The organism is Lysobacter niastensis, from assembly GCF_031457115.1.
In the GTDB taxonomy this organism is placed as follows: domain Bacteria; phylum Pseudomonadota; class Gammaproteobacteria; order Xanthomonadales; family Xanthomonadaceae; genus Lysobacter_J; species Lysobacter_J niastensis_A.
The window spans coordinates 227,382-249,317 of the sequence record NZ_JAVDVY010000001.1 but is presented as its reverse complement, the minus strand read 5'-3'; the positions used below and the strand labels follow the sequence as shown (position 1 = coordinate 249,317).

The window sequence follows — 21,936 nt, the reverse complement described above, 5'->3', positions numbered from 1 at the left end:
CAGGGAGGCGGCGGCCCCACCGCCAGGCCTGCAATCAGGCGATGCGGTGCACGAAACGGGTGGATTTCCTGGCTGCCGGCGGCGGGTCGGAATCGTGCTTCCGGACCTGCCCGGTCCAAGGCTTGGCCCCTGATGGGGTAAAGCCGACCGGACGCAGCGAGCCGCGCATTATGCCGCGCTGCGGCAACCTTCGCCACCCCGCGCAGCGCGGGCAAACTGAACGCGGCGCACCCCGGGCGGCCAATCCAGTGGGCAGCGGGCCTCGGGCCGCCTTACCCCGACTTGGCGGTCGCGTCCCGGGACCGGGCGATGAAGGCGCGGACCTGCTCCTCCAGCACCGGCAGCGGCACCGAACCCTGGCTCAACAGGGCGTCGTGGAAAGCCTTCACGTCGAACTTCGGGCCCAGCGCATTCTCGGCCTCGGCGCGCAGCTTCACGATGGTGATCTCGCCCAGCTTGTAGCTCAGGGCCTGGCCCGGCCAGGAGATATAGCGGTCGACCTCGGTGGTGACCTCGTGTTCGCTCAGTGCGGTGCGATCGCGCAGGTAGGCCAGGGCCTGCTCGCGGGTCCAGCCCTTGTGGTGAACGCCGGTGTCGATGACCAGGCGGCAGGCTCGCCACATCTCATAGGTCAGGCGGCCGAATTCCTCGTAGGGCGTCTGGTAGATGCCCATCTCCTGGCCGAGCTTCTCGCTGTACAGGCCCCAGCCTTCACCGTAGGCGGAGATGTAGCTCTCGCGACGGAACGCGGGCAACTCGCCCTGCTCCCGGGCCAGCGAGCCCTGCAGGGCGTGGCCCGGGGCGGACTCGTGCAGGGTCAGCGCCGGCAGGTTGTAGAGCGGGCGCGACGGCAGGTCATAGGTATTGACCCAGTAGGTGCCGGCGCCGCCACGGCCGCTGGTCCAGAACGGCGCGATGTCCGGCGGCACCGGGACGATGGTGAAGCGACCGCGCGGCAGCGTGCCGATGATCTTGCCGATCTCGCCGTCGACGCGCTTGGAGATCCATGCCGCCCGGTCGAGCAGTTCCTGCGGCGTGGTCGCGTAGAACTGCTTGTCGGTGCGCAGGAATTTCAGGAACGCCGGGAAGTCTCCCTTGAACCCGACCTGTTTGATGATCGCGTCCATCTCGCCCTGGATGCGCGCCACTTCCTGCAGGCCGATCTGGTGGATCTGCTCCGGATCCAGCTCCAGGGTCGTGTACTCGCGGATCTGCTGGCGGTAGTACGCCTGGCCGTCCGGCATCTGCTCCGCGCCCAGGGTGGTGCGCGCCTTGGGCACGTACTCCTCGCGGAAGAACGTCAGCAGCTTGCCGTAGGCGGGTACCAGGCGTTCGCGGATCGCGGCCAGGCCGGCCTCGCGCAGGCGCGCCTGCTCGTCGGCCGGGATGCTCGCCGGCATGCGCTTGAAGGGTTCGTAGAAATTGGACTGGACCGGATCCTTCACCTGAGCCACGGCGGCGATGGAGACGTCGCGGCCGTCGAGCACCGCGCGCGGCACGCTGAAGCCGCGCGTCAGTCCGGCGCGCATGTTGTCAATGTTCTGGTCGAAGTAGCGCGGCACGTCGCGCAGGCGGTCGATGTAGGCGCGGTAGTCCTCGACCGTGCGCAGCGGGCGCCGGGTCATGAAGCCCAGGTTCGACCAGAACGAGGAATCCGAGTTGAACGGCATCTCGTAGCCGCGCAGGCGCACCTCGGCGGCGAGGTTCTCGACCTGGGCGCGGTAGACGGCGAAGTTGACCTGGTTCTGCGCGCTGAGCTGCTTCACGTCCACGCCGTCGAGCTGGCGCAGCACGTCGTCCCACACCTTCAGCCTCGTCGCCTGGCTGGCCGCGTCCACCGACGGCAGACGGTGCTGGTTGGCGGAGGTGTCGTTGTCTTCGTCGGCTTGACCCGTCTGCTCCTGCCGCCACTTCCATTCCTTGCCGTAGATGGCCTCGAAGCGGGTGTCGTCGGCGCCGGCGAACGCGGCAGTGGAGACCAGGGCGAGTTGCGCCGACAGCGCGGCGGCGAGCAGCAGACGTTTCATGGACTGGGCGGGTTGGGCGAGAGCGTCGATCTTCGCATCCCGCACGCGTGCCTGGTTGGCCGAAGCCGCCGTTTGGCGGGCTGCGTCACGCCGGCGCAGGGCCGGTGGCTCAGTGGCCGGCCTTGTCGCGGTGCCAGCCGCGGTGCCGGATGTCGAGGTACAGGCTGTACGCGGCGGTGAAGGACGGGAACAGGTTCTGGATGACCCCCACCGAGTCCTGCTTCTGCGAGAACAGGAAGTAACTCAGGGTCATCGCGCTGCCGACCAGGCTCATGTACCAGAACAGGCGTGGGATCACCGGCTTGCCGTGCTTGCGCGAAGCCAGGAACTGCACCAGCCAGCGCCCGCCGAACATCAGCGCGCCGGTCAGGCCGATGATCTTCCACGGCGACATGTGCAGTCCGGTCCATTCGAGCCAGACGATGGGGTGGTTCATGAAGTCGAATTCCATGGCGCCCTCGTTTTGGCTCCCGGGTTGCCCTTTCGCCACGGCGAAGGGCAAAGCTGCGGAGGGTGCTTTCAGCCCTCCAGGCCTCCCCTGCCCGCTCGCGAGCAAAGGAGAGAGGCGGATCAGATCTCTTCGGTGCGCGTGATCTTGGCGCGCCTGATCAACCAGGCGACGCCGCGCAGGTCGGCGATGCCGACCAGCGCGCGATTGAGGTTGTTGTACTTGGACACACCCGCCGAGCGCGGGCGATGGTTGACAGGCACGCTGACCGTCTTCCAGCCGGCGCGCTGCATCAGCGCGGGCAGGTAGCGATGCATGTGGTCGAAGTACGGCAGTTCGAGGAACGCGGCGCGCTCGAACAGCTTGATGCCGCAGCCGGTGTCGGGCGTGTCGTCGCGCAGCATGCGCGCGCGGATCGCGTTGGCCCACTTCGACGCCCAACGCTTGCTGCCGCTGTCCTGGCGGTTGACGCGCCAGCCGGCGAACAGCTTGATCTCCGGCGCCGCGCCGGCACGTTCGACCAACAGCTTGGGGATATCAGCCGGATCGTTCTGGCCGTCGCCGTCGAGCGTGGCGATCCACTGTCCGCGCGCGGCCCTGACGCCGTTGCGCACCGCGGTGCTCTGCCCGCTCTGGCTGACATGGTGGATCACGCGCAGTTCCGGCACTTCGTCCTTGAGCGAGCTCAGCACGGCGAGCGTGTCGTCACGCGAATGGTCGTCGACGTAGACGATCTCGAAATCTGCCACGCCACGCAGCGCGGCGGTGATCTCGTGCACCAGCGGCGCGACATTGTCGCGCTCGTTGAATACCGGGACGACGACGGAGAGTTGTGGCTTGCTCATGGGATCTCCGGGTCAGGCCCTGTCGCCGAAATAGGTGCGGCACCACTCGACCACCTGCGGCAGGCCAACCTCGATCGAAGTGGCCGGCTCGAACCCGAAGGCGGCCTTGGCGCGCGAAGTATCGGCCATGGTCTCGATCATGTCGCCTGGCTGCATCGGCTTGTAGACCTTCTGCGCCGCCACGCCGGCGGCCTGTTCGATGACCGCGATGAAGCGCTCGAGTTCCACGGGCGTGTGGTTGCCGAGGTTGAAAACGCGGTGCGGCGGCTCGCCCGCGTCGGTTCCGGGGGGCGGATGGTCGAGCGCGCCGAGCACGCCGGCCACGATGTCGTCGATGAAGGTGAAGTCGCGCCGCATCCTGCCGTGGTTGAACACGTCGATCGGGCGGCCGGCCAGCACCGCGCGCGAGAACAGCAGCGGCGCCATGTCCGGACGCCCCCACGGGCCGTACACCGTGAAGAACCGCAGCCCCGTCGAGCGCAGCCCGTACAGGTGGGCGTAGGTGTGCGCCATCAGCTCGTTGGCGGCTTTGGTCGCGGCGTATAGCGAACGCGGCTGGTCTACGCGCTGATCCTCGGAGAACGGCGGCGTGGCCGAATCGCCGTAGACCGACGACGAACTGGCATAGACCAGGTGCGCGATGCCGCGATGGCGGCACAGCTCCAGCAGGTTGACGAAGCCGGCGAGGTTGCTGTCGACGTAGGCGTGCGGATGGGTCAGCGAATAGCGCACGCCGGCCTGTGCGGCCAGATGGATCACGCGATCGGGCTGGACCTCGTCGAACAACGCAGCCAGGCCGTCGCGGTCGCCGAGATCGAGCGCGCGGATGTCGATCCCGGGGCACAGCGACGCGACGCGATCGCGCTTGATCTGCGGATCGTAGTAGTCGTTGAAGTTGTCCAGGCCGACCACGGCGGCGCCGCGCTCGCGCAGGGCCCGGCAGGTATAGGCGCCGATGAAACCGGCGGCGCCGGTGACGAGGATGGTCATGGGGCGCAATTCTAGTGGGGGAAGGCCGCGATCGACCATGAAGCCCCGCCGTAGCGTTGCCGGATCGCGACCCCGATCAGGAAACCGGCCGTCGCGCGTTACGGCGCCACGGCCACGCCTTTACTCGTCGACCTTGCCGCGCAGCTTTTCCAGCACGCCCTCGAGCGAATCGAGATCGGAGTAGTGGATCACCAGCCGGCCCTTGCCGCCGCGGCCGTGCAGCACGTTGACCTTGGCGTTGAGCGACTCCGACAGCTGGCGCTCCAGCGAGACGATGTCAGCTGTGGGCTTGGCCTTGGCCGCCTTGGCCCTGGCGGCGCTGCTGCCCGGGATCATGCCGGCCGAAAGCTGTTGCACGCGATGCTCGACCTCGCGCACCGACCACTCGTGGTCGGCGGCCTGCCGCGCCAGCGCGATCGCCGCCTGCGGCGTCAGCGCCAGCAGCGCGCGGGCGTGGCCCATCTCCAGCGCGCGGGTTTCCACCAGCACGCGGATTTCATTCGGCAGTTCCAGCAGGCGCAGCAGGTTGGACACCGCCGCGCGCGAACGGCCCACGGCTTCGGCCGCCTGGGCGTGGGTCAGGTCGAATTCGTCGATCAGCCGCTGCAGGGCATTGGCTTCTTCCAGCGGGTTGAGGTCCTCGCGCTGGATGTTCTCGATCAGCGCCATCGCGACCACGGTGCGGTCGTCGACTTCGCGGATCACCACCGGGATCTCGCTCAGCCCGGCCAGCTGCGTAGCGCGCCAGCGACGCTCGCCGGCGATGATCTCGTAACGCTTGCCGCCGATGTCGCGCACGACGATCGGCTGGATCACGCCCTGCGCCTTGATCGACTCGGCCAGCTCGGCCAGCTTGTCCTGGTCCCAGAACTTGCGCGGCTGGTACTTGCCGGGCGCCAGCGCATCGACCGGGAGGTGTCGCAGGATGTCGCCTTCGACCGCTTCCAGCGCCGGCGCTTCGGCGGCCGCCTTCGGGCCGAGCAACGCTTCCAGACCGCGGCCGAGGCCGCGCTTCTTGGCAACGCTCATGCCGCCGTCTCCTTCAGCTCGGCCGCGCGCTCGGCTGCCTGCTGTTTGGCGGCCTGCTCACGCTCGCGCTGGCGGCGCAGCACTTCGCCGGCCAGGCCCAGGTAGGCGATACCGCCGCGGCTGGCGCGGTCGTAGCCGACGATGCTCTGGCCGTGGCTCGGCGCTTCGGCCAGGCGCACGTTGCGCGGCACGATGGTGCGGAACACGCGGTCGCCGAAGTGCTTGGTGAGTTCGGCCGAGACCGCGTTGGCCAGGTTGTTGCGCACGTCGAACATGGTGCGCAGCACGCCCTCGATCTCGAGCGCCGGGTTGAGCTTGGCCTTGAGCGCATCGATCGTGTCGAGCAGCGCGCTGATGCCTTCCAGCGCGTAGTACTCGCACTGCATCGGCACGACGATCGAATCGGCGGCGGTCAACGCGTTGAGCGTCAGCAGCGACAGCGCCGGCGGGCAGTCGATCAGGATGTAGTCGTAGTTCGCACGCAGCGGGGCCAGCGCGATCTTGAGGCGTTGCTCGCGGCCCGATTCGCCCATCAGGCTGATCTCGGCCGCGGTCAACTCGATGTTGGCCGGCAGCAGGTCGAAGTCCTCGGCGGTGCGCTTGAGGATCGAGGCCGCATCGGCCTCGCCCAGCAGCACGTCGCAGATGGTGGTTTCGATCTCGCGCTTGTCGATGCCGCTGCCCATGGTGGCATTGCCCTGCGGATCGAGGTCGACCAGCAGCACACGCTTGGGCGTCTTCGCCAAGGCGGCGGCCAGGTTGACGGCGGTGGTGGTCTTGCCGACCCCGCCTTTCTGGTTGGCGACGGCGATGATGCGGGCCATGCGGCTCGGTCCTGGGCTGTGTACGGGAGGTTCCGGCGTGGGGCCGGACAGATGATTATGCCCGGACGGGACGCCCTGCGCGTCCCCGTCATCCTGACTAGGCGACCGCGCGGCCGACCACGATCAGGTGGCGCTCGGCCTCCAGCCCCGGAACCGTGAGCGGGTAGGCACTTTGCAGGGCCCAGCCGGCCGGCAGTGCGGCAATCTCGTCGGCCGGGTAGACACCCTTCATCGCCAGCAGGCGGCCGTCCGGCTTGAGCAGGTGCCCGCCCAGCTCGAGGATCAGCGGCAACGTGGCCAGCGCGCGGGCGGTGATCGCGTCATAGGCGCCGGGCTCGTCGACCTCCTCGATGCGCGACTCGACCACGCGCACGTCCGCCAGGCTCAGCTGGCGCACGGCCTCGCGCAGGAAGCGCGCTTTCTTGCCGTTGCTCTCGACCAGCGTCACCCGTAGGCCGGGCTTGACGATGGCCAGCGGGATGCCCGGCAGGCCGGGGCCGGTGCCCAGGTCTGCCAGCGCGCCCTGGCGCTCGACGATGCCGTCGACGTAGGGGTGCATGGCCAGCGAGTCGAGCAGATGCTTGCCGACCATTTCCTGCGGGTCGCGCACGGCGGTGAGGTTGTAGGTCCTGTTCCAGCGCGCCAGCAGGGCGAGGTAGTCCAGCAATGGCGTGGCCAGGGCCGGATCGAGCGCGAGCGCGGCCAGGCCGCTCTCGAGGTTGCGGCGCAGTGACGGGTCGAAGGGCGCGGGAGCAGTACTCATACAGGCGCGCAGTATCGCCGATGCTCGGTGGTAAGGGCGGATGAGGGGAGCTTTTGCGAGCGCGCGGAAAACAGCTCAGGACCGCGGTCGCCACGCCAGCGCACCCAGGTAACCGGGCGCCGGTTGCAGCTCGTCCAGTTGCCATTGCGCGGGCGTCCCGAGTTCCGGATCGCACTCCACCAGATGCAAGGTGCCGCGGTGATCTTCGCCGAAGCGCAGCCGATGCAGTCCGAACGAAACACCATGGCCATGCGCCTTCAGCACCGCTTCCTTGGCGCACCACAGGCGCAGGAAGGCGTGGTCGCGCACCGCCGTCGACGGCGCGGCGTGCAACCAGTCCAGCTCGGGCGTGGTGAAGAAGCGCGCCGCCAGCTCCAGAGCGCGAGCGCGTGGGCGCAGGCGCTCCAGGTCGATGCCTATCTGAACGCCTTCGCCGAGCGCCACGACCAGGCCATCACCGCTATGGCTCCAGTTGCAGTCCCAGCCCGCCAATCCGCCGTCCAGCCGCGGACGGCCGCGGTCGTCGCGGACCAGTGGCAGCGCATCCGCCTCGATGCCCAGTGCCTGCCCCAGCCAGCCTCGCGCCAACGGTTCGCCCGGTTCGCGCGGACGATGCGGCAGCCATCCCCAGCGCACGCGGGCTGCGGCGCTGTCGGTGGATGCGTTGGGCTCGGACCAGGACATCGAGGTTGTCATTTCGCCATCGCGCGGGTAGTCAGCGTAAGCCAATGCTTCGCAACTGGCGTGCTTGCACGCACGCGGCCGGTCGCTTCGTCATGGCGGAACTGACGCAATGCGTCACCTTGAATGCGACCGTGCGCACGGCGATTTCACTTCGCGATCATCTGCGCGGAACAATCGGCAAACGGCGAGAACCCCTTGTTTTAAAGGCTGATTCGAGCGTTCCCACCCCTGACATTGCCATCACGTCTGTGCGCACAGACTCGCAGCGCCCCCAGTTGGGCTCGCTATTTCATACGGACCGGACAAGGAGACACCATCATGATGGGCATTCTCATATGGCTGATCGTCGGCGGCGTCATCGGCTGGTTGGCCAGCCTGATCATGAAGACCGATGCGCAGCAGGGCATCTTCCTCAACATCATCGTCGGCATCATCGGCGCCTTCCTCGGCGGCTGGCTCGGTGGCCTGCTCGGCATCGGCGGCGGCGACATCAACAGCGGCAACTTCAGCCTCAGCGGGCTGCTGCTCTCGCTGATCGGCGCGATCGTGTTGCTGGCGATCGTCAACCTGTTCCGGCGCGGCCGCGTGCGCTGACGACTACGCCCTCACAATAAGAACAGGCCCGGCCAAGCCGGGCCTGTTCTTATCGGCCCGTCTTATCGACCCGGCACGCCTCAGTCCAGTTCCACCCAGGCCGGCGCATGGTCGCTGGGCCTGTCCCACGTGCGCGGCTCACGATCGATGCCCGAGACCGTGCAGTGCGGACGCAACGCCTCCGACACCAGCGTCAGGTCGATGCGTAGCCCCAGGTTGCGCCGGAACGCGCCCTGCCGGTAATCCCACCAGCTGAAATCGCGCGCCTCCGGGTTGAGCGCGCGATACACATCGTGCAGGCCCAGGTCGTACAGACGGTTCAGCGCGGCGCGCTCGGCGGTGGAGGTGAGGATGTGGGCCTCGTTCCACAGCACCGGGTCGTGCACATCGCGCTCGTCCGGGGCGATATTGAAGTCGCCCAGCACGATCATGCGGGGGTGCTTGTGCAGCTCTTCGGCAAGCCAGTCGTGGACTGCCTCCAGCCAGCGCAGCTTGTAACCGTACTTGTCGGTGCCCACGTCCTGGCCGTTGACCACGTACAGATTGACGATGCGCAGCTCGCCGACGGTGGCGGCGATCACCCGCTTCTGTTCGTCCTCGAAACCGGGGACGCCGATCTGGACGTCGCGGGCGCTCTCGCGCGACAGGATCGCCACGCCGTTGTAGGTCTTCTGGCCGGCGAAGACGCTGCGGTAGCCTGCCGCGACCAGTGCGTCGTCGGGAAAGCGGGCGTCGTCGAGCTTGGTTTCCTGCAACGCGACGATGTCCGGCGCGGACTGTCCCAGCCACTGTTCCAGGTGCGGCATGCGGACGTTGAGCGAATTGACGTTCCAGCTGGCGATCTTCATGGCGTCAGTTTAACGGCCGGGGGCCGTCCAAGCGCCCCACCTCCACCCGCCGGGCCGGGCGACGCTGCCATACTCCGGGGCCTGTCCTCATTGAACGTGCAAGCTCATGGACTGGATCGACCTGCGCAGCGACACCGTCACCCAACCCACCGCGGCGATGCGCGAGGCGATGCTCGGCGCCGCCGTCGGCGACGACGTTTATGGGGAGGACCCGACGGTCAATGCGCTGCAGCAGCGCCTGGCCGACGACCTGGGGTTCGAGGCGGGGCTGTTCGTCCCCAGCGGCACGCAGTCGAACCTGGTCGGCCTGATGGCGCACTGCCAGCGCGGCGATGAATATCTGGTCGGCATGGAGGCGCACACCTTCAAGTACGAGGGCGGAGGCGCCGCGGTGCTCGGCTCGATCCAGCCGCAGCCGATCGTGCAGGCCGCCGATGGGACGTTGCCGCTGGATGCGGTCGAACGCGCGATCAAGCCCATCGACCCGCACTTCGCCCGCACCCGCCTGCTGTGCCTGGAGAACACCTGGCACGGCTGCGTGTTGCCCATGGAATACCTCGCGCAGGCTCGCGAACTGTGTGACCGGCGCGGACTGGCGCTGCACCTGGACGGCGCGCGCCTGTTCAATGCCGCGGTGGCGCTGGGCGTGCCGGCGCGCGAGATCGCCCGGCACTTCGACAGCGTTTCGGTATGCCTGTCGAAGGGCCTGGGCGCGCCGGTCGGCTCGGTGTTGCTGGGCACGCAGGCGCTGATCGACAGCGCGCGCCGCTGGCGCAAGGTCGTGGGCGGCGGCATGCGCCAGGCCGGAATACTGGCGGCGGCGGGATTGCACGCCCTGGACCATCACGTCGCGCGACTGGCCGACGATCATGCGCGGGCCGAGCGCTTGTCCGAGGCCTTGCGCGGACTGCCCGGACTCGACGTGGTCACGCAGCAGACCAACATGGTGTTCGTCGAAGTTCCCGTGGCACGCCATGACGAGCTGCGCGCGCAGATGGAAGCCGCGCGCATCCGGCTCTCCTTCGGTTACACGCCGGCGATCCGGCTGGTCACCCACATGGATGTCGACGATGCCGGCCTGCAGCGCGCTATCGACGCGCTGAGGGCGTTTGCGGCCTAGTCCGGTGTTTCGGCGTCTCCCCGTCCGGAGCTGAACGCCATCCCCAACCCTCCCCTTCGCCTCTGGCGAAAGGGAGGGGATGCTTGGGTTTGCTGTCAGGCCTTCCTTCTCGCTATCGGGTCAAAACCTGTAGTTGAACCCGGCGTAGTAGGACCTCCCCATGGCGTCATACAGCCCGGAACCGAAGCCCGTGCCGAACAGGTTCACCGGCGGGTCCGCATCGAACACATTGGTGATGCCCGCATAGACCTGCCAGCCACTGTCGAACGCATAGCTGCCGCGCAGATCGTGGAATACGCCGGACCCGGCCCGGATCGGCGTGGTGGAGGTTGGGTTCGACCGGAAGCTGTCGTTGCTCACGCGCAGTCCTTCGGAGAAGTAGCGGGTGTTCCAGTTGAAGGCCCACTGGTTGATCGAATAGCCCAGCTGCAGCGACGCCTTCCACTTCGGGAAGCCCAGCGTGCCGTTCTGCTCGATGGACTCGCCCGGATCCTCCTGGAACGGGTAGTCGGTGTAATGCAGCACACGGGTGGCGTTCAGGTCGGCGCGCAGTTTTCCGCCGGCAAGGTCATGGCTGTAGTAAACGCCGATGTCGACGCCATCGGTATTGGTCGCGGCGATGTTCTGCTGCAGCGTGCGGATGAAATTCAACTCATGCGTGCCCGCATCGCGCGTGGCACTGGCGCAATAGACGTTGTCGATGCCCGAAGGCGAGTCCACACAGCGCTTGGCCGTATCGCTGCCACTGACCGACGTGATGGCATCGCTGAGCTTGATGTTCCAGTAATCCACGTTCATGCCGAAACCAGGCAGGAACTGCGGCGTGAACACAAAGCCCGCGGTCCAGCTCCGGCCGGTCTCCGGATCCAGGTCCGGGTTGCTGCCGGACAGCCCTTCGATGGTGCCGGTGTTCTGCGCGGTGAAGTTGGCCGGGACACCCAGCGCCGCACAGTTGGCCGCTCTCTGGGCGGGATTCTTGCCATTCTTGATTTCCACCGCCGAGCATGGGTCGGTCACGGAGAAGAAATTCTGCGACTGACCGCCGTACAACTCGTCGATGTTCGGCGCACGCACCGCGCTGGACACCGTGCCACGCAGGCGCAGGGTTTCGTTGACCGCCCAGTCCAGACCGTAGCGCCAGGCGTTGGTATGGCCCACGGTGCTGTAGCCGGAGTAGCGCGCCGCGGCATCGAACGACAACGCGCCAAAGGCCTCGTTGGATATCAGCGGCAGGGCGATCTCGGCATAGAGCTCGCCCACGTCATAGGATCCATGCGAGCTCGGAATGGCGTTGAGGAAAGTCTGACCGGACACATCGAGGGGGTCGGTGTCCTGACGACTGGTCTCGCGGCGGTATTCCACGCCCGTCGCGAAACTGGCCGAACCGCCCGGCAATTCGAACAGATTGTTGTTGGTCAGCGTTCCGCCCGCGACGAACTGGGTGAGCCTGGACTTGGTGACGGTGGTGGTGTTGAACCAATCGGCCGCGGCCGGGTTGATCGCCCCCGCGCCGAAGATGCTGAACGGCACGCAGCTTTGCGCGACTGCTGGCGAGATGATGCCGTCCGGGCTGTCGGTGTAATTGAAGAAATTCTGGTTCACCGATTTCGGCGCGATCTGCGAGCGGCAGACGATGTTGCCGGTGGCCGGGTCGCGCACCGCGTCCAGACCGGCATAGAAGCGCTCGTTGATTCGGTTGTTGAGGTTGTGTCGTGTCTCATCGGTACGGCCATACACCAGTGAAGTGTCGTACTGCCAATCTCCGGACAGCATGCCCTCGGCGCCGAACACCACGCGCCCGGTCTTGCGCTGGGTGTCCTCGCCGCGGCGGCCGGCATCCCGATCGCTGCGCGATACCTTGATGCTCTTCCCCTTCATCAACGCCGCAAGGTCCGGCTGGATGTAGGCGTTGTCCGGCATGACGATGTAGGCGCTGTTGGTGGTGGCGCTGCCGAATGCGGGCGAGGACTGGGTCTTGGAATCGACCTGGCTGTAGGTGCCCTCGAAGTACAGGCGATGGTCCTGGTTGAGGTCGAAACCTGCGACGCCACTGAGCGTGGTCCGGCGGTAGTCGGGCTGCAACTGCAGCGTCTGGTTTGAGTCGGAGCGGTCGCAGTTGGTGCACCCGCCCGCGCTGTCGCGAAGGCCATCGAATCGCTGGCGTCGCACGCTGCCATCCGGATCGAACACGTAGCGGCGCGAGATGTCCGTGCTACTCCCCAGCGAGAAGGTCCCGCCGTTGGTGACGAGATAACTGCCGCCGTCGGGCATCAGCACCTTGTCGGTGGTGTTGCCGGGCGTTCGCATTTCGCGATACGCCTGATGGCCGAAGCGATCGCGGAACTCCAGAGCTTCCTGGCGGCTGTGTTCCAGGGAGCCGGCGATGTGGCCGCGCCCGTCGGCGAACTCGGTCCCCGCCGTGATCGAGATCAGCTGCTTGTCGAAGCCGGCCTCGCTCGTACCCAGCTGGGCGTGGAGGTTCGCGCCTTCATAATCTTTCTTCAGGATGAAGTTCACCACGCCACTGACCGCATCGGCGCCGTACACGGCCGACGCACCACCGGTGATGATCTCCACGCGCTCGACCCAGTCAGCCGGAATCAGATTGGTATCCACCGCCGAGGAGCCAGCAGACGAACCCACGAAACGGCGGCCGTTGACCAGCACCAGGGTGCGCGCGGTCCCGAGGTTGCGCAGGTCCTGCATGGCAACGCCGGCCGTGCCGATGAAGCGCCCGGAGTTGCCCATCGTGAAGCTGGTGGCCAGTTGCGGCATCGTGGTGAGCAGATCGCCGATGTTGATCGCGCCCGTGGCCTTGATGTCCTCGGCGGTCAACACGCTGATGGGCGTGGGGGATACCACGTTGGGATTGGAAAGCCGCGACCCGGTCACCGTAATGGTGTCGATTTCCTTGACATCATCGCCGGAGGTGCTGGCGTCCGTGGCGTACGCAGCCATGGGCGAGGCCGCCGAAACCAGCACAGCACAAACGGCGATCGTGAGTTTCCTTCTGTTGCGCATCGATATCCCCAGTGTTTGATTGAGCAAGGCTCCGGCGTCATCGCCATCCGGGATGGCAATCCGTCGATATCGCGTTCGAGTGGAACGCCCCTTCACCAGCAGAGGAGCCGGCGCTTTGGATTAGATCGCTTGCACGCGACCGTTCAATGGGATTCGTCTGATTTCTGCGAGACTGACATCCGTCACTCGATTCCGCCGTCGATGCGCTGCGGGTTTTGCGACCGACGCCTGAGGCGCGCGTCGATTTGACCCAGATCAAGTTCGCGGACCCGCGCACGCGCGATAACCAAGGGATCGTGCCCAAGGAGTCGATCGCATGCTCCCTAACGTCCGTCGTTACTCGCCCGGCCTGCGCCGGCTGCACTGGCTGATGGCCGTGCTGACCCTCCTGGTCTACATCGCTATCGAACAGCGCGGCCTGTTCCAGCGCGGCACGCCCGAGCGGGCCGCGATGATGCAGGCGCACTTCTGGCTGGGGCTGTCGGTGCTGGTGTTCGTCGTGTGGCGCCTCGCGCTGCGCCTACGCCATGGCGCGCCCGCGATTCATCCCGCACTACCGGTGTGGCAGGCGGCGCCGGCCGGGCTGCTGCACCTGCTGCTGTATGCGTTCCTGATCGTCATGCCGGTGCTGGGCCTGCTCACGGCGTGGACCGATGGCAAGGCGTTGTACCTGCCGTTCTCGGACGTCGCCCTGCCCGCGCTGATGGCGCCCGATCCCGCCCTGGCCGAGCGACTGGAAGACCTGCACGGCAGCGTCGGCGAGTTCTTCTACTGGGTGATCGGCCTGCACATGCTGGCCGCGGCGTATCACCATTTCGTGCGCCGCGACGACACACTGCGGCGCATGGTGTGACTTACTTCGCCAGCCAGCGCACCATCGCGTCGATCTTGCCGCTATACGGCGGTTTCAGCAGGTCGCTGCCCGCGAAGCGGCGCTGGCGGAACACCGGCAACAACTTGCTGAAGGTGTCGAAGCCGGTGCGTCCGTGGATCGCCCCGATGCCGCTGGGCCCGATGCCGCCGAACGGCAGGTCATGCGCGCCGAAATGCAGCAGCGTGTCGTTGACGGTGACGCCGCCCGACATCGTGTTGCCGAGGATCTTCTCGATGCTGGCGCTGTCGTCGCTGAAGGGATACAGCGCCAACGGCCGGTCCTGCGAGTTGATCCGCGCGATGGCGTCGTCGAGGCTGCGGTACGACAGCACCGGCAGGATCGGGCCGAAAATTTCGTGACGCATCACTTCCGAGTCGGCCGAAGGTTCAATCACCAACGTCGGCGGGAACAGCCGGTCCTGCGCCAGTCGCGTCCGCGCATCGGTGTCGGCGCCACCGGTGAGCGGCTCGATCACGCGCAGGCCGCGCGCATGCGCATCGTCGACATAGCCGCGCAGGCGCGCGTACTGCAGGTCGTTGATGATGCGGGTGTAGTCGTGCGGCGCACTGAAGTCGCCGTAGCGCGCCTTCAACTCGGCCGTAAGCGCCTCGACGAAGGCATCGCGGCGGACCTCGTCGACCAGCACGTAGTCCACGCCGATGCAGGTCTGTCCGGCGTTGAACCACTTGCCGGTGGCGATCCGCGCCGCCGCCCGCTGCAGCGGGAAGTCGGGGCAGACGATGGCCGGCGCCTTGCCGCCCAGTTCCAGCGTGACCGGGGTGAGGTTGGGCGCGGCCGCCGCCATCACCTTGCGACCGACCGCGGTGGAGCCGGTGAACAGCAGGTGGTCGAACGGCAACGCGGCGAATGCGGCGCCGACCTCGGGTCCGCCGATGGCGACGGCAACGCGATCGGCCGGGAAAACCTGCGACAGCAATTCGCGCAGCCACAAGCTGGTGCGTGGCGTGTGTTCGGATGGCTTGAGGAAGACGTGGTTGCCAGCCGCGATCGCCGAGACCACCGGCACCAGCGCCAGGTTCACCGGGTAGTTCCAGGGAGACAGGATGCCGACCACGCCCACCGGCTCCGGGCGCACCTGCGCGCGCGCCGGCCAGAAACGCCAGCCGACCGCGGCACGGCGCGGCCGCATCCAGCGCCGCAACCGACCCAACGCATGGTCCAGTTCGGCCAGCACGATCATCGCTTCCGACAGCAGGTTCTCGTGCTCACTGCGGTGGCCGAAATCGCCGCGGATCGCCGCATCCATCGCAGGAATGCCGGCGCGGAACGCCTCGCGCAAGCGCAGCAGGTCGGCGCGGCGCTGGGCATGATCCGGGCGTCGTGCCTGCCACGCGCGGCGCAGTGCGGCGTGGGTCGTGGCCAGTTCGTCCAGCGGGGTGTCGGCAGTGATGTCCATACGCCGAGTGTAGACCTTGCAGGAGCAGGCAGGAGCGAGGAACGGAGGTGGGACTCACACGCCGGGTAACCCCCGGCGGTTAAAATCCCTGCATGACCATGCGTCCCTATCTCGACACCTTTCCCACCCACGGCGAACGCGTCTATATCGACCCCGCCGCCACCGTCATCGGCGACGTGAACCTCGGCGACGATGTCTCGGTATGGCCCGGCTGCGTGATCCGCGGCGACGTCAACTCGATCCGAATCGGTGCCCGCACCAACGTGCAGGACGGCACCATCGTCCACGTCACGCACGAGGGGCCGTTCACCCGCCCGGGCGGCCTGCCGACGGTGATCGCCAACGACGTGACCATCGGCCACGGCGCCATTATCCACGCCTGCACGCTCGACGAGTTCTGCCTGGTCGGCATGGGCGCGAAGGTGCTCGATGGCGCGCGCGTGCACCGCTACGGGTTCGTCGGCGCCGGTGCGGTGATCGCGCCCGGCAAGGAGGTCGGCGAGGCCGAGCTGTGGGTCGGCAATCCGGCGCGCTTCGTGCGCAAGCTCAGCGACCGCGAGATCGAGCAGCTGCATTACAGCGCGCAGCACTATGTCCGGCTGAAGGACCGCTATCTGGGCATGGCCGCGAGCGGAGTCCTGCTGCGCTAGTCAGCCGCGGCCCGGCCCGGTTAGAGTCCCGGCAAGGGAAGACAGGGAAGGGTTGCGTGCCGTCGTTCGAGATTCGCCATCCGCAGGACGCCACCGGGCGGTGCCGCTTCGGCCGCCGCGCCCATGCAGCGATCACGCGATCGCGCAGCGCGCAGTGCCTGTTCGCGCTTCGCTACTTCGCGCACTAGCGCTTGGCGATGCTGGACACCTACCGCGAGGTCGTGACGCCGGAAGGCGTCGCGCTGCGCCTGCCCGCCGCGGGGCCGGTGCCGCGGGCGCTGGCCTGGGTGATCGACCTGGCCATCCGCGGCGCGCTGATGCTGTCGGCATCGGCGGTGCTGGGCCTGCTCGGTCGTGGCGGCATGGGATTGTTCGCGGTGCTGTTGTTCGTGGTGGTGTGGTTCTACCCGGTCGTGTGCGAAGCGGCCTGGGGTCAGACGCTGGGCAAGCGCGTGCTGCGTCTGCGCGTGGTGGCCGCCAACGGCGCGCCGATCGGCTGGCTGGCGTCGTTCGTGCGCAACCTGCTGCGCGTGGTCGACATGCTGCCGTTCGGCTACGCCTGCGGCCTGGTCGCCAGCCTGGCCGATCCGTGGGGACGGCGGCTGGGCGACATGGTCGCCGGCACGCTGGTCGTGCACGAGCCGCGCGACCACGAACCGCGCGCGGCACCGGTCAACCTGGCCACGGCGCCATCGGTGATGCTGCTGCCCTACGAACAGGCCGCACTGATCGCTTTCGCCGAGCGCGCACCGCGCCTGACCGAGGCGCGGCAGATCGAACTGGCCGAACTGGCCCAGCCGCTGGTCGAGGCACGCGGCCCGCTGGCGGTAGAGCGCCTGTACGGTATCGCCAACTGGTTGCTGGGACGGCGATGAGCATGATGCCGCCCCGCGTGAGTCCCCGCCCGTGAAGCAGGACGCGTTCGTTCGCCGCCACCAGGATGAGTGGAACGAGCTGGAAACCTGGCTCGACGCCCGCGGCGACAGCGCGCGCCGGGCGCGCGCCGAGCGACGCGGCTGGACCGGCCTGCCCGACCACGAAGTGCCGGCACGTTACCGCCGGCTGTGCCAGCAACTCGCCCTCGCCCGTCGCCGCGGCTACAGCCCGGTGGTGACCGAGCGCCTGCAGGCGCTGATGCGGCGCGGCCATGACCTGCTCTACCGCACGCCCGCGCCGCGCTGGCGGCGCGCGTTCGAATTCCTGCTGGCCACGTTCCCGCGGCTGGTGCGCGAGGAACGCGGCTGCATGATCGCCGCCGCGCTGCTGTTCTGGCTGCCGCTGCTGGCGATCTACGTCGCGATCCAGCTGCGCCCGGAGCTGGCGGGTGCGCTGTTTGATCCGGCCCAGCTGGCACAGTTCGAGGCGATGTACGACCCCGCCGATCCGTCGCGCAGGCTCGGCCGCGACAGCGGCACCGACCTGGGGATGTTCGGCTTCTACATCTGGAACAACATCAGCATCGGCTTTCGCACCTTCGCCAGCGGTCTGCTCGCCGGCATCGGCTCGATCGTCGTGCTGTTCGTCAACGGCGTGATGATCGGAGGCGTTGCCGGGCACTTGCAGGCGGTCGGCCACGGCGATCCGTTCTGGCGCTTCGTCGCCGGACACTCGGCGCCGGAGCTCACCGCCGTCGTCATCTCCGGTGGCGCCGGCATGCGGCTGGGCCTGAACCTGATCGCCCCGGGCCAGCGCCGCCGCATCGACGCGCTGATCGACGGCGGCCGCCGCGGCGCGCTGCTGTGCCTGGGCGTGCTGGCGATGCTGGTGTTCGCCGCGTTCGTCGAGGCGTTCTGGTCGTCGATCGGATCGATCCCGGCCGGCATCAAGTACGCCGTCGGTGGCGTGCTGTGGACGGCCACGTTCGTCTGGTTGTGGCGGGGCGGGCGCGGCGTGCTGCCGGGCGAGGCCATCGATGCGGATTGAGGCGCTGACCGTCGCCTTGCGTCCGCGCACCGCCTGGGAGGCGGTCGAACTGGGCATGGCGCTGGTGCGCCGTCATGCCTCGGCGATCTGGCTGCCCTGGCTGATCCTGACGCTGCCGGTGCTGGTGCTGGTCAACCTGCTGGCCTGGTCGATCGATGCGATCTGGCTGGCGGCGCTGGTGATGTGGTGGCTGAAGCCGCTGTTCGACCGCATTGCGCTGTACGTGCTGGCGCATGCGGTGTTCGGCGACGTGCCCGGGACGCGGCGCACGCTGCTCGCCCAGCGCCATTGGGGCCTGCGCTGGATGCCGGCCTACCTGACCTGGCGCCGGCTCGGACCGGTGCGCTCGCTGTACCTGCCGGTGGACCTGCTCGAAGGCGGACAAGGCGAGGACGCGCGTCACCGGCGACGCGCGTTGGGCGTGCCGGTCTATGGGATCGGCGTGCTGTTGACCACGGTGTGCGTGCACTTCGAGATCGTGCTGGAGTTCGGCATCCTGGCACTGGCGATGCTGTTCATTCCGGGTGAGTACCTGGCCGAATCGGCGCGCTGGGCGTGGAGCGCATTGACGCAGGAACCGGTCTGGCTGCAACTGGCGTTCAACGCCGTGGCCTGGCTGGCGACGACGCTGATCGAACCGTTCTTCGTCGGCGCCGGCTTCGGGCTGTATCTCAACCGCCGCACCGAGATCGAAGGCTGGGACATCGAGATCGTGCTGCGCCGGCTGCGCACGCGCATCGGCAAGGTGGCGACGCCGTTGTTGCTCGCGGTTGCGCTGCTGGGTGTCGCAGGCCCAGGCCGGGCGCAGGACGCCGCCCCGGTCGTGAAGAAGGAACAGACGGCCCGCAAACCGTTGCGTCCGCCCACGCTGCCGGAAGTGTTCGGCGCGCCGCTGGCCGATGACGGCAGCCTGCGCGGGGCGGTCAAACGCGCTTATGCGGACCCGACGGTCAGCCCCAAGCGCAAGGTGGTGCGCTGGCAGCCGCGCGACAAAGCCAAGCCTGCCAAGCGACCCGGTTCCTCCGTCCTGCAATGGCTGGCGGCGGCGATCGCCGCGATCGGCGAGTACGGACTGTGGCTGCTGTTCGGTGCGCTGGCACTGGCGCTGCTGCTGACCTCGCCGCGATGGGTGCGCTGGTTGCGCGAAGGCGCCAAGCGCGAGGACCAGCAACCCGACGAGATACGCACTTCACCCGTGGCGGAGCCCGATGTCCTGCCCGATGACCTGCCCTCGGCGATACGCCTCCTGTGGCACGCCGGCCGCGAGCGCGATGCACTGGCGCTGATGTACCGCGGCAGCGTCGAGGCCATGGCCGCGCGTGCGCAGCTGGTGCTGGTGCCGGGGGCGACCGAAGCCGAATGCCTGCGCGCGTCGCGCAAGCTGCCGCTCGCCGACGACCGCGAGGCCTTCGCCCGGACCGTGCGCACGTGGCAGTACGCGGCCTATGCGCATGGCCTGCCGTCGACGACGGATTTCGAGTCGCTGCTGGACACGCTGGCGCAGCGCTTTGCGTGGTCGAGCCGCGCTGCGGTCCCCGCACCGGCGGGAGGCGCTTCGTGAAGCTGTCGGCGGCTTTCAACCCGCGCGCCGTGCTGCTGACGCTGCTGGTGCTGGCCGTGCTGGGCGGACTGGGCACGTGGTGGTGGCGCACCCACGAGCGCGTGGAGCAGTGGATCGACCTTCCACGCACGGGCGAGGCGGCCACCAATCCGCTTTACGTATTGAAGCTGGCCCTGCAGAAGGACGGCGTGCCGGTGCAGGCGCGCCGGCGACTTCAACGCGACCAGGTGGCACTCGCTGCGCGCGACACCGTGCTGCTGTACAACGATCCGCGCTCGATGCCGTCCAGCGACGCCCGGGCGCTGATGAACTGGGTGCGCAGCGGCGGTCACCTGATCGTGCGCACTCCGCCACCCGGGCTGGCGGGCGAATCCACGCAGGTGCCGCTGCTGTCGGAGCTGCAGGTGGTGCCGATGGCCGATGCGACCGGACAGACCGATTGCGTCCCGATGCAGGTGGCCGGGCAGGAACCACACGTGGAGTTCTGCGACGGCCGCCGTTTCACTGTCGGCGCGCAAGGCGTGGCCATGCCGGAGAGCCCGCGGGCCGTGTGGCGCAGCGACGACGGCTATGTCTTCGCCCGCTTCGCGCGCGGGTCGGGGTTTGTCGACGTCATCGCCGACGTCGACTTCCTCACCAACGACAAGCTCAAGGATGTGCCGCACGTCGCGCTGACGCGCCAATTGCTGGCACCGAACTACCGCGCCGGCACCGTCCATCTGGTCTACGCCGCGCAGGTGCCGTCGCTGTGGCGCACGCTGCTGCAGCACAGCTGGATGGCCTGGCTGCCGCTGCTGCTGGCGCTGCTGGCCTGGCTGTGGTCACGCATGCAGCGCTTCGGCCCGCTGTTACCTACACCGGCGGCGGAGCGGCGTTCGCTGCTGGAGCACATCGTTGCCAGTGGCGAGCATCTCTACCGCTACGGATACGCGCACCGGCTGCACGACGCGGTGCGCGCCGCGTTCCTGCGTCGCCTGCGCCGTGTCGATCCGCAGGCCGCCGCGCTGGAGGGCGAGCCGCAGTTCGCGGCCATCGCCGAACGTTTCGCCCTGCCTTCGCACGAAGTACGTGCGGCCCTGTCGGCCCCGGTCGCCAGCGACCACGCCGCCTTCCGCACGCGCATCGCCACCTTGATCCGACTGCACAACACCTTACGAGAGCCGCGCCCATGAATGCCGACGCCGCCATATCCATGCCCCAGCCGATCACCGGAGCCGCCCTCGCCGAACGCGCGAACGCGGTGCGCGAGGAGGTCTGCAAGGCCTTCATCGGCCAGGAGGCAGTGCTCGATCAGATCCTGATCGCACTGCTCGCCGGCGGCCATGTGCTGATCGAAGGCGTGCCGGGCCTGGGCAAGACGCTGCTGGTGCGGGCGTTGTCGCAGGCGCTGGATTGCAGCTTCGCTCGCGTGCAGTTCACGCCGGACCTGATGCCCAGCGATGTCAGCGGCCACGCGGTGTGGAACCCGAAGACCGAGACCTTCAACATCCGCCGCGGCCCGGTGTTCACGAACCTGCTGCTCGCCGACGAGATCAACCGCGCGCCGGCCAAGACGCAGTCGGCGTTGCTGGAGGCGATGCAGGAAATGCAGGTCACGATCGAAGGCCACAGCTTCCCGCTGCCGCCGCCGTTCCTGACGCTGGCGACGCAGAACCCGGTCGAGCAGGAGGGCACGTATCCGCTGCCGGAAGCGCAGCTCGACCGCTTCCTGCTGAAGGTGCTGATCGACTATCCGTCGCGCGCCGATGAAAAACGCATGGTGGCCGCGGTCAGCCAGGGCCGCAGCGCATCCGATTTCGACCTGTCGCAGGTGCGCCGCGTGATGGGTCCGCAGGACATCGCGGCGATGCAGGCCGGTACCGCCCAGGTCACGGTGGACGAGGCGGTGATCGACTACGCGGTGCGGATCGTCGGCGCCACGCGCAACTGGGCGGGCATCGCGCTCGGCGCCGGACCGCGCGGCAGCCTGGCGCTGGTGCGCGCGGCGCGCGCGCAGGCGGTGTTGTCGGGCCGCGATTTCGTCACGCCCGACGACGTCCGCGAGATCGCCAAGCCCGCGCTGCGCCACCGCATCGCACTGGCGCCGGAACTGCAGATCGAAGGGCAGACGCCCGATGACGTGCTGCACGCGCTGCTGGCCAAGGTGGAGGCGCCGCGACAGTGAGAGCCCACACCCTCGCAGGGTGGGGACATCCCACCTCTCCCCTTGTGGGAGAGGTCGACGTGCGCAGCGCGTCGGGCTTCGCCGCCCCCCTCATCCGGCGCTTCGCGCCCCCTTCTCCCATGAGGGGAGAAGGGAATGCTTGCAGTGATCATGC

At 68.1% G+C, this 21,936-nt stretch carries 20 protein-coding genes; 9 read left to right on the top strand and 11 right to left on the bottom strand.

Going from position 1 to position 21,936, the window contains the following annotated elements:
- Positions 1 to 272: 272 nt before the first annotated feature.
- The 8 genes from J2X06_RS01210 to J2X06_RS01175 all read right to left on the bottom strand — a co-directional run bounded on the left by J2X06_RS01210 (position 273) and on the right by J2X06_RS01175 (position 7,622).
- A complete protein-coding gene (locus J2X06_RS01210) occupies positions 273 to 2,027 on the bottom strand; it encodes a DUF885 domain-containing protein (protein WP_310057212.1) in 1,755 nt (584 codons plus the stop codon).
- A gap of 109 nt (positions 2,028 to 2,136) precedes the next feature.
- A complete protein-coding gene (locus J2X06_RS01205) occupies positions 2,137 to 2,478 on the bottom strand; it encodes a lipid-A-disaccharide synthase N-terminal domain-containing protein (RefSeq protein ID WP_310057209.1) in 342 nt (113 codons plus the stop codon).
- A gap of 119 nt (positions 2,479 to 2,597) precedes the next feature.
- A complete protein-coding gene (locus J2X06_RS01200) occupies positions 2,598 to 3,320 on the bottom strand; it encodes a glycosyltransferase family 2 protein (RefSeq protein ID WP_310057207.1) in 723 nt (240 codons plus the stop codon).
- 12 nt (positions 3,321 to 3,332) lie between these two features.
- A complete protein-coding gene (locus tag J2X06_RS01195; protein WP_310057204.1) occupies positions 3,333 to 4,310 on the bottom strand; it encodes an NAD-dependent epimerase/dehydratase family protein in 978 nt (325 codons plus the stop codon).
- Positions 4,311 to 4,430: 120 nt separating this feature from the next.
- On the bottom strand, positions 4,431 to 5,339 hold the full coding sequence (locus J2X06_RS01190) for a ParB/RepB/Spo0J family partition protein (RefSeq protein ID WP_310057202.1): 909 nt from the start codon (positions 5,337 to 5,339) through the stop codon (positions 4,431 to 4,433).
- Positions 5,336 to 6,163, bottom strand: coding sequence for a ParA family protein (locus J2X06_RS01185; RefSeq protein WP_310057199.1), 828 nt, complete (start codon positions 6,161 to 6,163; stop codon positions 5,336 to 5,338). Before J2X06_RS01185 ends, J2X06_RS01190 begins: the two co-directional genes overlap by 4 nt.
- A gap of 97 nt (positions 6,164 to 6,260) precedes the next feature.
- Entirely contained in the window at positions 6,261 to 6,926 is a 666-nt protein-coding gene (gene rsmG / locus J2X06_RS01180; protein WP_310057196.1) for a 16S rRNA (guanine(527)-N(7))-methyltransferase RsmG, read from the bottom strand.
- 75 nt (positions 6,927 to 7,001) lie between these two features.
- On the bottom strand, positions 7,002 to 7,622 hold the full coding sequence (locus J2X06_RS01175; protein WP_310057193.1) for a 4'-phosphopantetheinyl transferase family protein: 621 nt from the start codon (positions 7,620 to 7,622) through the stop codon (positions 7,002 to 7,004).
- A 309-nt stretch (positions 7,623 to 7,931) separates the two neighbouring features.
- Here J2X06_RS01175 and J2X06_RS01170 point away from each other — a divergent pair, with 309 nt between their 5' ends.
- Positions 7,932 to 8,204 (top strand): GlsB/YeaQ/YmgE family stress response membrane protein, encoded by a 273-nt coding sequence (locus J2X06_RS01170; RefSeq protein WP_310061129.1) that lies wholly within the window; start codon positions 7,932 to 7,934, stop codon positions 8,202 to 8,204.
- A gap of 80 nt (positions 8,205 to 8,284) precedes the next feature.
- On the opposite strand, the gene xth is transcribed toward J2X06_RS01170, so the two are convergent.
- Positions 8,285 to 9,052, bottom strand: a complete 768-nt coding sequence (gene xth, locus J2X06_RS01165) for an exodeoxyribonuclease III (protein WP_310057190.1) — start codon at positions 9,050 to 9,052, stop codon at positions 8,285 to 8,287.
- 106 nt (positions 9,053 to 9,158) lie between these two features.
- Between xth and ltaE the strand changes: the two genes are divergently transcribed.
- The gene (gene ltaE / locus J2X06_RS01160; RefSeq protein ID WP_310057188.1) at positions 9,159 to 10,172 is read left to right on the top strand and encodes a low-specificity L-threonine aldolase; all 1,014 of its coding nucleotides are present in this window, start codon (positions 9,159 to 9,161) and stop codon (positions 10,170 to 10,172) included.
- A gap of 120 nt (positions 10,173 to 10,292) precedes the next feature.
- On the opposite strand, the gene J2X06_RS01155 is transcribed toward ltaE, so the two are convergent.
- Positions 10,293 to 13,130, bottom strand: coding sequence for a TonB-dependent receptor domain-containing protein (locus J2X06_RS01155; RefSeq protein WP_310057185.1), 2,838 nt, complete (start codon positions 13,128 to 13,130; stop codon positions 10,293 to 10,295).
- 379 nt (positions 13,131 to 13,509) lie between these two features.
- Between J2X06_RS01155 and J2X06_RS01150 the strand changes: the two genes are divergently transcribed.
- Positions 13,510 to 14,046, top strand: coding sequence for a cytochrome b (locus J2X06_RS01150; RefSeq protein ID WP_310057183.1), 537 nt, complete (start codon positions 13,510 to 13,512; stop codon positions 14,044 to 14,046).
- Position 14,047: 1 nt separating this feature from the next.
- Here J2X06_RS01150 and J2X06_RS01145 read toward each other — a convergent pair whose 3' ends face one another.
- Positions 14,048 to 15,484, bottom strand: coding sequence for a coniferyl aldehyde dehydrogenase (locus tag J2X06_RS01145; RefSeq protein ID WP_310057181.1), 1,437 nt, complete (start codon positions 15,482 to 15,484; stop codon positions 14,048 to 14,050).
- Positions 15,485 to 15,576: 92 nt separating this feature from the next.
- Here J2X06_RS01145 and J2X06_RS01140 point away from each other — a divergent pair, with 92 nt between their 5' ends.
- The 6 genes from J2X06_RS01140 to J2X06_RS01115 all read left to right on the top strand — a co-directional run bounded on the left by J2X06_RS01140 (position 15,577) and on the right by J2X06_RS01115 (position 21,782).
- Complete coding sequence (locus J2X06_RS01140) at positions 15,577 to 16,134, top strand: gamma carbonic anhydrase family protein (protein WP_310057178.1); 558 nt, start codon at positions 15,577 to 15,579, stop codon at positions 16,132 to 16,134.
- A 197-nt stretch (positions 16,135 to 16,331) separates the two neighbouring features.
- A complete protein-coding gene (locus J2X06_RS01135) occupies positions 16,332 to 17,009 on the top strand; it encodes an RDD family protein (protein WP_430539472.1) in 678 nt (225 codons plus the stop codon).
- A gap of 31 nt (positions 17,010 to 17,040) precedes the next feature.
- On the top strand, positions 17,041 to 18,057 hold the full coding sequence (locus J2X06_RS01130) for a stage II sporulation protein M (protein ID WP_310057173.1): 1,017 nt from the start codon (positions 17,041 to 17,043) through the stop codon (positions 18,055 to 18,057).
- The gene (locus tag J2X06_RS01125) at positions 18,047 to 19,618 is read left to right on the top strand and encodes a DUF4129 domain-containing protein (protein ID WP_310057170.1); all 1,572 of its coding nucleotides are present in this window, start codon (positions 18,047 to 18,049) and stop codon (positions 19,616 to 19,618) included. Before J2X06_RS01130 ends, J2X06_RS01125 begins: the two co-directional genes overlap by 11 nt.
- Complete coding sequence (locus J2X06_RS01120; protein WP_310057167.1) at positions 19,615 to 20,790, top strand: DUF4350 domain-containing protein; 1,176 nt, start codon at positions 19,615 to 19,617, stop codon at positions 20,788 to 20,790. Before J2X06_RS01125 ends, J2X06_RS01120 begins: the two co-directional genes overlap by 4 nt.
- Positions 20,787 to 21,782, top strand: a complete 996-nt coding sequence (locus J2X06_RS01115) for an AAA family ATPase (RefSeq protein WP_310057165.1) — start codon at positions 20,787 to 20,789, stop codon at positions 21,780 to 21,782. Before J2X06_RS01120 ends, J2X06_RS01115 begins: the two co-directional genes overlap by 4 nt.
- Positions 21,783 to 21,936 lie beyond the last annotated feature (154 nt).